Consider the following 14,624-nt stretch of genomic DNA (forward strand, 5'->3'; position numbering starts at 1 on the left):
TTGCTTACGATTTTAATACATATTTTATAAACATCGCCCAAAAAGAAAAGGCGGTACTTTACTTTCGTGAATTAGTATTACTCCCAAGAAATAGTGGTGCGGCGCGAAGCGCCGCACCACTATTTCTTGGGTTTTGATGCTTTACATCGCCTTTTCTTAAGAACAGGAAAAGGTGCGATGTTGTAGAGATGGCATCTGGCGGCGAATTTGGTCAAGGCGTGAGGGCTGGATTTCGGCGATCGCCACCCCAATGTGATCTCCTGCATCGGCGAGAACAATGCCCCAAGGATCGACAATCATCGCGTGACCATGGGACTGACGACGAGGCGTATGCATCCCCACTTGAGCAGGTGCAATCACATAGCAAGTATTTTCAATGGCTCTAGCTTGCAATAAAACTTGCCAATGATCTTTACCAGTAAAAGCAGTAAAAGCCGCAGGAACAAATAATATGTTTGCGCCATTTTGGGAAAGGTGGCGATAAAGCTCTGGGAACCTCACGTCATAGCAAACTGATAGTCCCAAGTTGCCATATTTCTCAGAAACATAGACAGGCGGCGATTCACTACCTGCTAACACAGTCGCAGATTCCTGATAGGTGTTGCCATCAGGCAGATTAACATCAAACAAATGCATCTTGCGATAACGAGCTAGCTCCTCACCTTCACGACCAATCAGTAGAGCCGTGTTGTACATTTTGCCCTGATTGCCATTGTTGCTATCAGTAACAGGCACAGGAAAGCCGCCACCAAGTAACAGGATTTGATAGCGTTGAGCGATCGTAATTAAAAATTTCTCGCTCTTTTCTGCAATTTCTGTAGAAAGCCTTGTCTTTTCGCTCTCGTCACCTAAAAACGAGAAATTTTCAGGTAAGCAAACTAGTTCTGCACCTCGATTCACAGCCAGTTGGATCAAATCTTCTGCTTGAGCAAGATTTTTATCTACATCAGAGACACTGGTCATTTGTACGGCAGCCGCCAAATATGACTTCATTTCAATCCTTAAAACTTTCCCACATAAATTCAGATGTGCCTTACGGCACTTAACTTAGATTACCTTGCGATCGCGCTATAAAAAACTAGAAAATAAAAAAAGGCGCATTGCACCTTTTTTATTTATGCAAACATTGATGCAAACTTAGCCAAGTTTGCCAGTAACAATATACGCAACGCGAAGCCCGACATTAGTTGCATGATCAGCCATGCGTTCCAAGTGATGAATTGCTAATACCATCAACATGACAGGTTCCATTGGTTCGCCAAATAGCCTTTGAGAAGCGAGAAGGCTATAGATTTGCTTATAGTCATCGTCAACTGCATCATCTTTCGCTTTAATTTGTAAACCAATATTTTCATCAAGATTGGCTAAGGCTTCTAAACTCATAGCAAGCATGGCTCGACAGCGATTAGACATGACTTGCAATTCCCCTAGATAGGGGGACGGGGGATAGGGAAAAAGCTTAATGGCAATATCGCCTAAGTTTTCAGCATAGTCACCAATGCGCTCTATATCACGGATTAGCTGCATCAGAGCGCTCAAAAGCCTGAGATCACGAGCAACTGGAGATTGTAAAGCGATCAGACTAATGCAATCGATTTCTATTTGGCGATAGATTCGATCAATTTGTTTGTCTTGAGGATCAATACGGGTAGCTGATTCAAGATCTCTCTCAAATAGGGCGGCATGAGCTAAAAGGAAGGAGTTTTCGACAAGTGCGCCCATTCGCAAAGAATCTTGTTCTAGGCGATGCAATTGGCGTTCAAATTCGCTCCTTGTCCGTTTCTGGCTTTGAGATGAAGTTTCGATCATTGGCTCCCAACACATCAAATGGGATCAAAAGAAAACGACAGATATTTCATGTACTTATCTTACATCGTTACATAGGTGATAAGTTTTGACAGTATTTACAAATACTATTATCAAATCCGAAATCAGAGGAAGGATTAGACAACCGTTACTTGATTTCGGACAGAGGTTGTAAGTTGCCGATCGCTACTACAATCCCTATTGAATAAAACCAGAGTGCTTGAAGAATTTTGCTCAAAGCCAATCTGTTCGTAAAATTTTTGCTGATGAGTCGTCATTAAATAAACCCGCTCAACATCGCAAACATTAGGATGAGATAGCACCGTTTGGACTAACTTCCGACCTAAGCCTGAGCCGCGATAGTCAGGATCGATCACCACATCCCAAATTGTCGCTCGATAAATGCCATCACTAGTAGCGCGAGCATGTCCAATCAATCGATCTCCATCCCACACAGTTACGACTGGCTTGGAGTTAGAAATAGCGATCGCTAGTCCCGCCAAGGTGCGCTCCTTTGCCCAAAAGGCTCCCAATCGAAATAATCCTTGCAACTGTTCTAAATCAATTTCTTCGTGGCGATCGCTAAAGCGAATGTGGCGATGATCCATATGCTTACATTCCCGCATCTATTAACCCATTTTAGGACTAGGTTTACATACTACTGATCCCGTCAATGTATCTATTTTTGCTAGATTCTAAAAAAGAAAGGGCGCTTAGCGCCCTTTCTTTTTTATTTAGCTTGCCAAGGCTCAGGTATATAAACTTTCTTCGCCAAACCAACTGCTTGCAGCAGATTGATTACACCCCAAGTTGGATCGATTTCCCACCACTTCAAACCAGAACGCGCAGACTTAGGAAATGCATGGTGATTGTTGTGCCAGCCTTCGCCATAGGTCAAAATTGCTGCCCACCAAAGGTTTGTGGAATGGTCAGGGGTTTCCGCAAAATTCTTGTATCCCCATTTGTGACAAGCAGAGTTAATCAACCAAGTGCTATGCCATAGAGCTACGGAGCGTACAGCCACGCCATACACCAAGAACGATGTACCTAGCCCAGAGAAAACCTTTTCACCAATTACATAAAGTAATGCTGCGAGGGGGATTTGCAATAATAGGAAGTAGATATCTAAAAACTTGTAGTAAGGATCGTTAGCAAGATCAGGTGCAAATTTGCTGTAGTTTGAACGCTGAAAATGCTCAGGCTTGGAGTACATGATCCACATCATGTGGCTCCACCAAAAACCTTTATTTGCCGAGTAGGGATCTTTTTGATTGTCTTCTGTAAAACCGTGATGCTGGCGATGTCCGCCCACCCAAAATACGGGACCGCCTTGAAGTGCTAATGCTCCAATTGTGGCGATGATGTATTCCAACCACTGAGGCACTTGAAAACTACGATGGCTAAGCAAGCGATGATATCCTAAAGTGATGCCGATGCTGCCAAATAACCAGTGCAAGAAAACTGTAAGGATTACAGCTTGCCACGAGAAGTAAAAAGGCGCAGCTAGGGCAGCGAGATGAAAAGCACTGAAGAAGGCAACATTTGTCCAGTTCAGGTTTTGTTCTTTTGAGATGGCTTCAGTAGTGACGGTCATGAAATAATAACTTAAGGGGTGGTGAGGAGATGCAAGTATCACTTACAGTTATGCTAAGTCTAACTGTTTTTTAAGTAATAATGCAAGTATCACTTGCAAATCATCTCAATGGTACATGCGCTCATGTCTGTATCTCGAATTCCTACTCGTCAACGCATAGTCAATACAGCTCTAGAGTTGTTTGCTAGCAAAGGAATCACCGAGACAACTACCCGCCAAATTGCTGACTTTGCTCAGGTTAATGAAGTAACTTTATTTCGTCATTTTGGAAATAAACATGGGTTATTGCTAGCCGTATTGCAAGAATGTCTGCAAAAATATCTGGTGTTGGCGCAAGTGGGAGAGTCGCTCATGGTGTCAGATATCTCTAGTCAGAGTGATTTGCGGAGATTTCTCAAATATTACATTCAGAGTTCTTTGCGGGCGCTCGAAAGTGTGCCTGAGTTGGTGCGATCGCTAGTTGGGGAGGCAGGACAATATCCCCTAGAGAGTCGTCAAGCACTCGCCCAAGGTATTAATCAAGTCAATCAGACGATCGCTACAGCCATCCATGATGTGTTGATTAATTCGCGTTTGCAATATTCTTTGCCGCCAATTAAGCTGGCTAACTTATTAAATACTTGTATTTTGGGTTACGCAGTGATCACTTTAACCAGTGATGTCCAGACGATTTGGAGCGATCGCGATGAGTTTGTGAGTACATTGGTGGATATGTTTGTTCAAGAAGTCATCCCCATCTCTCAAGCCAAACCAATTATTGATATCCCTGCGGAGATTGTCCGCGAAATCCTATTGCAAGCTAAGAAATGTGGGGTAAATGACTACGCGATCGCCTATCTATTATTTGGATCAGGAATCACTGCGCTGGATATTACGCGCTTGGGTCTAACTGACTACCAGCATCATGCTAATCATGGAATTTTACGAACTAGGGATAAAGCTGGTAATGAGAGATCTGTACCACTCAATCAAAAAATTCTTGGTCATCGTTATGGTTCAGCAACCAATAACCCCCTCAGTGCCTATCTCAAGACTCGTAAGAACGAACTTAAGCATGATTTAAAAGAGCTGCAAAATATTGACAATATCGAGTTTTTGTTTTTCAGTAGTGATCGCCAACCCTTGTCGTTAGAAGAAATCGAACAAATGTGGGATCGTTGGACACAGCCCTATCGCAATCTCGATGGCTCAACTTTAACTATCGATCAAGCCCGTCATACTTGGTGTATCGAAATGTTATCTCGTGGCATTGATGTTGATAGCTTTAGCATCATTAGCGGCATCAAGCCCAAAGAAATGCAAGCTTATCAAATCCGCCTTAATCAAAAGTTAGCGATCGATAAAGCGATCGCCCTTGATTCTTAAAAGTAAAAACGACCCTTTGGGTCGTTTTTACTTTTTTAGCTATTTTCACCAAGTTAATAAACTTAGTGTATAATTCGGGCGTTTAATGTACTTAAAAAATTGAGTGCATTGTATCAAACGTTCTCAGTGCATTAGATACGGAGCATCTTTGATTTGAGAGGCAAACAGGTTGGTATTATCGGAGTTCAGATCGGCATTTTCAATTGAAGTTTCGGGTAGAAAAGTAAAGTGAGAGTTCCCCTAGACTGTTACCGAATCCTTGGTTTAACACACCTGTCAGGGCTAGATAAAATCCATCAAGCCCATCGCGATCGCCTGCTCTCTATGCCAAGGCGTGAATATTCTGATGCGGCGATCGCCTCTCGCAAGCGCATTATTGACAAAGCTTATGAAACTCTGACTGAACGCGCAATTCCTGCGGAAGCAAATGATCTATTAGAGGCAGATAGCGATCGCCCAGTTTTAACATTGCCGCCTCAGATTGAAGCTGACGAAAAAGACTTTGCAGGGCTACTACTGATTTTGTACGAACTCGGCGAATCCGATAAGGTTTTATCCCTTGCTAAACCCTATTACGACCCCGAAGAAGCCGAGTATCAGTCCGCTAGAATTTCTCCCCATGATCCAGATCTTTTGCTATCTGTATCTTTGTCCTATCTAGATCTCGGTCGTGAATATTGGAAACAGGGGCAGTATGAGTCAGCGGCTTCATCTTTAGAATCTGCTCAAGAAATTTTATTGCGGGAAGGATTATTCCTCAGTATTCGCAGTGAAATCCAAGCCGATCTATTCCGTCTGCGCCCCTATCGCATTCTCGAATTGTTAGCATCACCTGACAATCACACCAATGAACATCGCAAAGGTATGTCGCTTTTGCAAGAGATGCTGGATGCAAGGCGAGGCATTGATGGTTCGGGTAATGACTATTCTAGTCTCGGTATTGATGATTTCTTGCGGTTTATCCAGCAACTACGTAGCTATATGACGGCGATCGAGCAGCAAACCCTGTTTGAGGAAGAAGCGCGTCGTCCATCTTCTGTCGCAACCTATCTCGCTGTATATGCCTTAATTGCCCGTGGATTTTCTCAGCGTCAGCCAGCCTTGATCCGTCGTGCTAAGGGGCTGCTAGTCAAACTCAGTGCTAAGCAAGATATTTATCTGGAAAAAGCGGTATGTGCTTTGTTGCTAGGGCAGACCGAAGAAGCAAGTGCGGCGATCGACAATAGTGCGGAAGAGGATCAAATTGCTTTCATCCGTCAAAATTCTGAAGGTGCGCCTGATCTTTTGCCTGGGCTATGTCTCTATAGCGAACGTTGGCTCCAAGAAGAGGTCTATCCACATTTCCGCGATCTGATGAGTCAAATCGTCTCGCTCAAGGATTATTTTGCCGACGAACAAGTGCAAGCATACCTAGAAGAATTACCGAATACTGGCGCAATGTCATCGGAATGGACTTCGCCTGTGGGTGGCGATCGCTTATCTGCGATGTCTTCTCTTGATGATTCGCCAACTGTAAATCGTGATTTTGATCTAAATCCTGCGAAAAGTACTGTTGCAGAACCAAAACTTTCTAACTATGCCCCTGAAACTCCTAACCGTTTTCAGCGATCGGCGACTCCCGTAATTGAGCGACCTGCCTATGTCAATGCCAATGGCACGGGTAATGCAGCGCGAGGCTTACCTAGCTCTCGCCGTACTAGTAACGTACCACCAACAAGAAACGTTAATGAGCCGATCAGGGAAATCAAACGTCCATCTCAAGTTCACACATCTCCTCCAAAACGTAAGTTTAATGTTGGTCGTTTAGTTACGGTAATTGTGGTGGCGATCGCCTTATTGGTTGGCAGTATTAGTTTAGTTGTTTGGGCTGTTCGAGCCTTAAGTGGTTCTACACAACCACAGCCTGTAACTCTAGAAAAACCGATCACAACTCTAGTCCAAGCCCTCAAAGAAACTAATGCTGCACCAATTGCTCAACCAGGACCCTTAGACAAAGAAACTGCTACCAAACTCATCGAAACATGGCAAGCAACTAAAGCTAAGGCTTTGGGCAAAGATTATGAGGACAATCTTTTAGAAGAAGTTTTAGTTGATCCTGCCCTTAGCGACTGGAAAGGACGCGCTAAAGAACTTAAATCTACCAACTCTTATTTGCAGTATCAAACCAAATCTAGTGAAGTTGATAGTGTCGCCCCTGATGGTGATAGCAAAGCCAAAGTAATCGCTAAAATATCAGAGTCAAGAAATTATTTCTATAACGGTGATCTTGATCGCAGTGCATCAAAGGATGATGCTAGCTATACGGTTGAGTATGACTTAGTAAAGAAAGATAATAAATGGCTAATTAGGGAAATGTTAGTCTTTTAAAACAAAAGGGGCGCTTTGCGCCCCTTTTGTTTTAAAACAGTTATCGATTAAACGAACCATAAGTTTTGCTTAGGACATAAAACCAAAAAGATGAGTGGCGGCGCTTCGCGCCGCCACTCATCTTTTTGGTTTTGATTTGTCCTATCTATCTCTTGCGTTGCTATAGTTACCTGTATCAGGACAAATCAAAAAACCAAATAGTGTGAGTCGGCGCGAAGCGCCGACTCACACTATTTGGTTTTTATGTCCTAGCAAGAATGGCGACAGCTATATAAAAAGTTTTAGAAATCTTCTGGAGGGACATCGTCGTCTTCTGGCTCAATTTCTTCAGGCACAACCTTAGTTGCTGAAACTGCGACACCTGCGGATAACTTTTCACGGACTTGGCGTTCCACATCTTGAGCAAATTCTGGTTTGTCTTCCATGTATTTGATCGTGTTGTCTCTACCCTGTCCAATGTTGTCGCCTTGGTAGCTATACCATGCACCCTTACGCACGATGATGCTCATTTCTTCAGCTAGGTCTACTAGACAGCCAACGGTAGAAATACCTTTACCGAAAATAATGTCAAATTCAGCAATACGGAAAGGTGGTGCAACTTTATTTTTAGCAACCTTGACCTTAGCTCGAATACCAAATTCTTCTGTACCTTTTTTGAGGGTTTGGATACGGCGAATATCTAGACGTACTGAAGCATAAAACTTTAGCGCTGTTCCACCTGTTGTGACTTCAGGGCTACCGTAGGATACGCCGATTTTTTGGCGTAACTGGTTTAGAAAAATGACGATGCAATTGGATCTACCAACATTAGCCGTGATTTTACGGAGGGCTTGGCTCATCAAACGAGCTTGCAAACCAACATGGGATGCACCCATTTCACCTTCGATTTCAGCACGGGGGACGAGGGCGGCTACTGAGTCGATCGCAATGATATCTACTGCCATTGATCGCACGAGGTTATCGACAATTTCTAGCGCCATTTCCCCTGAGTCTGGCTGGGAAATCAACAAGTTATCAATATCAACACCCACAGCCGCCGCATAAGTTGGATCTAATGCATGTTCAGCATCGACGAATGCAGCAATGCCACCGCGCTTTTGGACTTCAGCGATCGCGTGCAGTACTAAAGTAGTTTTACCTGAGCTTTCTGGCCCGTAGACTTCGATGACCCGTCCTTTGGGCAATCCACCACCAAGGGCAAGATCGAGGGGTAATGCGCCGCTAGGGATGGTTTCGACGCGCATATTTGTGGCATCGCCGAGACGCATGATCGAGCCTTTGCCATGATCTTTCTCGATCTTTTGCATGATCGCATCAAGCGCCTTTTTTTTCTCAGGACTGATGTTAGCCTTTGCTGCTTGGGCGATCGGTGTAGCCTTGTCAACTTGACTATTTGCCGTTGCAGAAGAATTTTTCGCCATTGCCGTTCGAGGTTTAGTTCGTTTAATAAGTCTGCCTCATTATGACACTAAGCTCTTGATTTTGAGGGGGTAAACTTATCCTGAGATTTAAGTGATTGCTTTACTACTAGTGGAATTTAGATATTTGTACATATTTTTACTCAAAGAATCGCAACATTTAGATGGCAACATGTACAAAGTCTTTGAACTCAGATCATGTTCAGCCTTCACGCTAACCGTAGTCCCTATTATTTAATGCTCGAATAGGATGGCGGCGCTTCGCGCCGCCATCCTATTCGAGCATTGCTATAAAAGAAACGCAACATTTGTAAAGTCTAATGTCAGAATTGAAATAAGTAATTCTATCTAGCGGTCTACCATTATGTCTTCGGAACATCCACCAGTTATGTTGGTGGACGCTTATAACGTGATTGGACTGTGGCGGCATTTGCAGGAAATGAGAGATCTGCAAGGGTTTGACATTGCCCGATCGCATTTAACCGAGATAATGGTCAACTTTAGTGCCTATCACGGCTATAAAACGACATTGGTTTTTGATGCCTATGTACAGGCGACACCCGCTAAAGCTGAAAAAATAACGAAAAATCTTAGGCTGTATTTTACTGATCATAACGAAACTGCGGATACTTATATTGAGCGTCAATGTGGCAAATACCGACGTGATCCGCTTAGACATTTAAAAAGGATTATTGTCGTCACTTCCGATCGCGCTCAGCAGCTTACCGCAGTGGGCTTTGGAGCTGAGTGGCTATCGGCAACAGCATTAGAACAGGAAGTGGAAGCAACTCTGCGATCGGTACAAAGTCGGCAAAAACCACAAAAGGCTAATACGAGTAATCTTTTGGGCAATCGGATTGATAGTGAGACTAAAGCTCAATTAGCGAAGTGGCGTAATAGCCTGAGTTAGCTATGATAGAAGGATTCTATTCTTTAATTAACGTCAGTTTGACGAAAGCGAAAAATGGTAAGAATCGCTTAGCGATTCTTACCATTTTTCGCCATTTGCGGCGTGCGAAGCACGCCGCAAATGGCTATATCGAACTCACGTTTAATTAGCGCCGCTAAGCCTCTCTAGGAGGTAGTTTGAAATTAACCCGATCCGAGGTTTCTTTAGTTTTGGTACTAGTGGCGATCGCTAAAGTCCACTTTTTACTCACACATTACTTAACTGTCGCCAATAGTCTTCTAACCATACTTCCCCTTGCCTAATGAGATGGGTAAGGTCAAAATTCCACAGCCCGATCGCATTGCTGCCATGACCAGAAACAAAGCCATAACCATCAGGTCGGAAGCATAAACTAATGGGGGTATGATCGGGACAAGATAGGGTTTGTAGCTCTTTGCCATCAAGGTTCCAGAGCTTAATTGTATTGTCGCTACTGCCTGAAATAATATTGCGTCCATCGGGACTAAACCCAACCGCCCATACAACTGCCTCATGTCCTCTAAAGGTATGGATTAGCTCACCCGCTAAATTCCATAGTTTAAGCGTATTGTCGCTACTACCCGATAGCACTAGTTCGCCATCGGGACTAAAACAGGCACTCCAGACTGCGCCGCGATGATCGCGGAGAGTAGCCAATTCGTGACCGTCAAGACTCCATAATTTAATTGTGTCATCACCGCTACCCGATAATACTCTTTGACCATCGGGGCTAAATTTAACAGTCCAGATCGTGGAGCGATGTCCTGAGAGTGAACATAGCTCTACACCATTCCCCGTGCCGTCAATTTGCCATATTTTTACCAATTTGTCCCCACTGCCAGAGACAACCTGTTGTCCGTTGGGGCTAATATCCACTGTCCATACTGCTGTGCTGTGACCCACTAGACTTTGTTTTAGTTGCGGATTTGTTCCCATTGACCAAAGGGCGATCGCATTATCGCCACTACCGATCGCAAGGGTTTGACCATCAGGACTAAAGCTGACACTTAAAATATCATGTTCACATTCTATGGTTTGGCACAGATTACCCTGCATATCCCAAATTTTGATGCACTTATCTAAGCTGCCCGAAACAAAGGTTTGACCATCGGGGCTAATTGCCACAGTTCGTACCGCCGCACTATGTCCATCCCAAAGCTGTTGTACACGATTATTGATTTCCCATAGACGCACTGTGCAGTCGAGACTGGCTGAGAGCAGGTTTTTTCCATCAGGGCTAAAGCTGACCGATCGCACCGCCTCGTCATGTCCTTTGAGGGTTTGCAGTTCGTGACCTTGCAAATCCCAAAGCTTAATATTTTTATCGGCGCTTCCTGATGCCAGAATGTTACTGTCTGGACTAAAGCTAAGGCTGCGAATAGCGCTGGTATGCCCTTGAATTGAGAATATTTCTGTAGCTTGCAAGTTCTGAAGATCCGAGTCGGCTCCCTTTTCCATTTGCCAGATTTTCAGCATATTATCGCCACTGCCAGAGGCGATTAGCATTCCATTGGCGCTGAGGCTCAGACATCGGATATCTGCAGTATGTCCTTTGAGAGTTTGTAATATTGTGCCATCTAGTGACCAGATCATAATGTTTTTGTCAGAGCCGCCCGAAATGATCAATTCTCCATTAGGGCTGAATAGCACATTTCGCACATCGCCGCGATGTCCACTCAGGGTCTGGATTTCAGTACCGTCAAGTTGCCAAAGTTTGATGGTTTTGTCAGCGCTGCCCGAAACGATGAGATTACCATCGTTATTAAATCTGGCGCTCCAGACGGCTCCTGTATGCCCTGTAAATGTATGCAGGCGATCGCCTTGGAGATTCCAAAGCCCAATAGTTTTATCGCTACTACTAGAGAGAATCATCTGTCCATCGGGACTAAAGGAAGCGCTGCGAATTGCGCCTGTATGCCCAATTAGTTCGCCGATCTGCGTTCCATTTGCTTGCCAAATTTTAATCTTATTGTCTAGTCCACCAGTGACAAATAACGAAGCATCGGCATTATATTCCGCACTCCATACCCCTTCTAAATGGGAATTGATGCGATTCTTTTCTTTGATTTCATAAATAGCGCGGTAAATAGTACTAGTTAATTGCCAGCGCGTCTCTGAAGCGATCGCTTGAATCTCTGGCAGCCATTTAGTCGCCATCCGTATGGCTTTAGATAGTTCACTGAGGTCGAGGAGTCGGTTCGATAGCAAACTGTTCAACCCCAAACTATCGGCGATCGCCTGTGAGTTTTTGAGGGAACTTTCTAGTTGGCGCACCGTTTGCCGTAATTCAGTTTGGGTTTTCTCTAGTTCCTTTTGCAGCTTTTGCAGTTCAGGTGACTGTGATTTGCGGATGATTACGGCTAAATAGTCATGGACTAGCTGACAGCGATTAGTGGTTGCTTCAGGAATCAGCACTACCAACCCCGAACCAATGAGAATCTGTAAAACCAATTCGATCTTGTCAAGATCGAATTCACTGTGTTTATCAGAATCTGGTGCTTCCTGATCATCAGCATTGCCAAGAAAGCTGGAAATGGTTTGTCCTTGTTCTCGCACTTCACGATCAAGATTGTATAGTTCTCTCTCCAGATCACCATAGGTTTTCAATGGTCTTGTGCCTTTTTCATCGGTCAGCAAATACAAAATCAAATTAGTGAGGCGATAGTTTTCTTTACCGCAATCACAAACCACACTATCTAGATAGCGCTGCACTAACTTTTCCGTAGGATGACTACCCAGTTTTTGGTATTGCTTGATCGTACTAATTTGATCCTGCTGTAGTTGTGCGCCCACAATTTGTAGCTCAATCGGGCGCACTTCATCCTGTTCATTGGTTAGATCTCGCACCAATAGATCAATTAATTGCGGTTCTAGATAAAATTGCGCTCTCTCCGTCAATGTCCTAATCGTGGAATGGGCGGCGGCTGTGGAGAAATTACCCATTTGATAGAGAACATTTTTGCTGAGAATGTCATTGTCGATCGCACTCATATTGGCAATACGATTGCCCTCTAGTAGATAATGAATATAGTCTTCACGCAGGGATAGAACTACTTTGAGAGACGATAAATATTGGAAGTCACTGAGCAAACTGCCTAAAAATTCAAAAAAGCGCTGCCGTTCTGAAACTTGATATTGATGGACAAAAAAGAACTCTTCAAATTGATCAAATATTAAGACCGAACGGAAATTATGGGATTCATTCCAGCGCAACTGTTCGATAATGCGATCGCATAGTGAGTGCTTATCTGATGTGGCGGGGTCAATCGGATTAGCGAGCAACGGTGCAGAATTTAGTTGCAACAATTCTAATGAATCGATCAATAGATCGGTGATTTCCTGATCCCAACTGGTGTAAACCCTTTGAAATATAGGAATTACCGTGCGTCCACCATAGGTAGTTTGTTGCAAAGCGGGCATTAGCCCTGCATTTACAAAGGAACTTTTACCAACCCCAGAGTTACCATGTAAAACGATCAATTTGTAACGGGGTTCACTAATACGCCTAGTTAGTTCATCTAAATCTTGTTTGCGTCCTGACGCATAGATTTCGGGAGAGATAATGAATCGATTTTTTTGACCAGAAAAGCTCGAATATTCTTCGAGACAGGACTGCAATTGTCCTGCACCGATAAAAGCGCGATATCCATAGCGCTGCTCGATTGCGAGGCGTTCTTGTTTAGTTTGGAAAGCTTCTAAATATCTTCCCTGTACAAAATATAAATCCCGTAATTGATTCAAAATGCGAATGTACATGTGGGGATGTCCACAATGGCTACGCTTGCGGGCTTTAAGCAGGTTTTCTAAGGCAGTTTCATGGTTGTTTAGCTGGATTTGTGCTTCTGCTAGATAACACCAATACAAACCATAGAGCCAATGATAGGTATTAGGGGTTTGGGACAGTAGTGAGAGCGCTTGCTCAGCATATTCCTGTGCTATTTGCCATTGTTGTTGAGCGAGGGCGACTTCGGCAAGGAAGCCATAGTCAGCAGCGAGGTAATGGGTCTGTTCTTGATGTACCGATAAAGCTTTGTGAGAGAGAGCTTTTAATTCTGTCCAAGATTGGAGGTGGTGCAGAGTGCGTTGTAATTGCAGATAGCATTCGGACATTAGATCGGGGCGATCGGCAATCTCAAAACAAGCAAGACTGCGGAAAAACAAATCTTGAACCGTTTGCCAGTTCTCTTCATGGGAATGCTTTTCTAATTTAGTTAGGTGATAGCGCCGCCGCCCAATTTGATAGAGAAGTAATCCTTGTCGCTCAAAGTTTTGGATCGATTCCCAATATTGATAACTGGCTTGCAAGTAGGACAGGGAAGTACTAAATTCGGCGGTATTCATGCCGCGAATGAAGTCTAGCCCTGCTTTTAGAGCGGGGGCGATCGCCTGTCCTTGGTTCCGTAAATCTCGCAAAGCTAGATCTAACTCCGATAGATAAATGCCACCTAAATGCGATATGCGCCCAAGGCTATAGCTAGGATCGATCAATTTGGCACTAAGAGCCATGTTAAACAGGGCTTCTGTCCCTGAATATAATGATTCCTTAAGATCATTACCTGCGATCGCCAATTCAATGGTTGTTGTCCAACTCTCAAAGTCAGGTGCAACCCGAATCATCCGCTTCAGGACATCATCATTAATCCACAGTACAATCGGGAAATGGCAATTTTTACGAAACTCTTCGCGGATTTGGTTCAGACTCTTGACTAGTCCATCGACATTACCGCTAAGCTCAATCCCTGTCACCATTATGGATGTAGTTGCCGTCGAGCCTTCTGGTTGAATCAACTGATAAATTGATGATGTCGTTGCCTCAATGCCCACTTGACGGATTGGCATAGAACTAATCTCACATAGTCTAGCGATCGCGCGATCGCGCAGATTTGCATAGTTGCACCTTGCTAGCAGCAATGTAAACGTATTCTCATAGATGTCCAAAAGCAAAGATAGCTCTTGGATTGCATCTTCCATTTCTGAGGAGATATTAAAGGAACTCACCAAATCACTTTGATAGCGATCCTGTTGCGAGGTCATGGTCTGGATTGCTTGCTCAGTCTCTGGAGAAAAGTAAAAGACGGTTACATCTTCGCGGGATTGAGATTGCTTATAGTTGGCATTATCGGCATTATCATTTTGCATGTTTGTT

Annotated in this window: 9 protein-coding genes; 3 read left to right on the plus strand and 6 right to left on the minus strand. The window is 43.9% G+C overall.

Going from position 1 to position 14,624, the window contains the following annotated elements; genetic code table 11:
- Window positions 1–156: 156 nt before the first annotated feature.
- From VB775_RS17055 to VB775_RS17070, 4 genes are all read right to left on the minus strand, one after another.
- A complete protein-coding gene (locus tag VB775_RS17055) occupies window positions 157–993 on the minus strand; it encodes a carbon-nitrogen hydrolase family protein (RefSeq protein WP_281006861.1) in 837 nt (278 codons plus the stop codon).
- Between the two features lie 144 nt (window positions 994–1,137).
- Window positions 1,138–1,809, minus strand: coding sequence for a phosphate signaling complex protein PhoU (phoU, locus tag VB775_RS17060; RefSeq protein WP_281006862.1), 672 nt, complete (start codon window positions 1,807–1,809; stop codon window positions 1,138–1,140).
- A 134-nt stretch (window positions 1,810–1,943) separates the two neighbouring features.
- Window positions 1,944–2,414 carry a GNAT family N-acetyltransferase gene (locus VB775_RS17065; protein WP_281006863.1) on the minus strand — a complete coding sequence of 157 codons (471 nt, stop codon included), beginning with the start codon at window positions 2,412–2,414 and terminating at the stop codon, window positions 1,944–1,946.
- A 122-nt stretch (window positions 2,415–2,536) separates the two neighbouring features.
- Window positions 2,537–3,400 (minus strand): acyl-CoA desaturase, encoded by an 864-nt coding sequence (locus VB775_RS17070; RefSeq protein WP_281006864.1) that lies wholly within the window; start codon window positions 3,398–3,400, stop codon window positions 2,537–2,539.
- 123 nt (window positions 3,401–3,523) lie between these two features.
- Here VB775_RS17070 and VB775_RS17075 point away from each other — a divergent pair, with 123 nt between their 5' ends.
- Both VB775_RS17075 and VB775_RS17080 read left to right on the plus strand, forming a co-directional pair.
- Window positions 3,524–4,765: a TetR/AcrR family transcriptional regulator gene (locus tag VB775_RS17075; RefSeq protein ID WP_281006865.1), complete on the plus strand. Its 1,242-nt coding sequence runs from the start codon at window positions 3,524–3,526 to the stop codon at window positions 4,763–4,765.
- 228 nt (window positions 4,766–4,993) lie between these two features.
- On the plus strand, window positions 4,994–7,132 hold the full coding sequence (locus VB775_RS17080) for an IMS domain-containing protein (RefSeq protein ID WP_281006866.1): 2,139 nt from the start codon (window positions 4,994–4,996) through the stop codon (window positions 7,130–7,132).
- A 281-nt stretch (window positions 7,133–7,413) separates the two neighbouring features.
- Here the strand turns inward: VB775_RS17080 and recA are convergent, their stop codons facing one another.
- Window positions 7,414–8,553: a recombinase RecA gene (gene recA, locus VB775_RS17085; protein ID WP_281006867.1), complete on the minus strand. Its 1,140-nt coding sequence runs from the start codon at window positions 8,551–8,553 to the stop codon at window positions 7,414–7,416.
- A 361-nt stretch (window positions 8,554–8,914) separates the two neighbouring features.
- Here recA and VB775_RS17090 point away from each other — a divergent pair, with 361 nt between their 5' ends.
- Window positions 8,915–9,460, plus strand: a complete 546-nt coding sequence (locus VB775_RS17090; protein ID WP_281006868.1) for an NYN domain-containing protein — start codon at window positions 8,915–8,917, stop codon at window positions 9,458–9,460.
- A 246-nt stretch (window positions 9,461–9,706) separates the two neighbouring features.
- Here VB775_RS17090 and VB775_RS17095 read toward each other — a convergent pair whose 3' ends face one another.
- Window positions 9,707–14,617: an eIF2A-related protein gene (locus VB775_RS17095; protein WP_281006869.1), complete on the minus strand. Its 4,911-nt coding sequence runs from the start codon at window positions 14,615–14,617 to the stop codon at window positions 9,707–9,709.
- Window positions 14,618–14,624 lie beyond the last annotated feature (7 nt).

The organism is Pseudanabaena sp. CCNP1317 (assembly GCF_034931345.1).
Classification (GTDB): Bacteria; Cyanobacteriota; Cyanobacteriia; order Pseudanabaenales; family Pseudanabaenaceae; genus Pseudanabaena; species Pseudanabaena galeata.

Excerpts from the sequence above, each read along its gene's own strand:
- VB775_RS17055 (WP_281006861.1), bottom strand. The coding sequence starts at position 993 with ATGAAGTCATATTTGGCGGCTGCCGTACAAATGACCAGTGTCTCTGAT.
- phoU (WP_281006862.1), bottom strand. The coding sequence starts at position 1,809 with ATGATCGAAACTTCATCTCAAAGCCAGAAACGGACAAGGAGCGAATTT.
- VB775_RS17065 (WP_281006863.1), bottom strand. The coding sequence starts at position 2,414 with ATGGATCATCGCCACATTCGCTTTAGCGATCGCCACGAAGAAATTGAT.
- VB775_RS17070 (WP_281006864.1), bottom strand. The coding sequence starts at position 3,400 with ATGACCGTCACTACTGAAGCCATCTCAAAAGAACAAAACCTGAACTGG.
- VB775_RS17075 (WP_281006865.1), top strand. The coding sequence starts at position 3,524 with ATGTCTGTATCTCGAATTCCTACTCGTCAACGCATAGTCAATACAGCT.
- recA (WP_281006867.1), bottom strand. The coding sequence starts at position 8,553 with ATGGCGAAAAATTCTTCTGCAACGGCAAATAGTCAAGTTGACAAGGCT.
- VB775_RS17090 (WP_281006868.1), top strand. The coding sequence starts at position 8,915 with ATGTCTTCGGAACATCCACCAGTTATGTTGGTGGACGCTTATAACGTG.
- VB775_RS17095 (WP_281006869.1), bottom strand. The coding sequence starts at position 14,617 with ATGCAAAATGATAATGCCGATAATGCCAACTATAAGCAATCTCAATCC.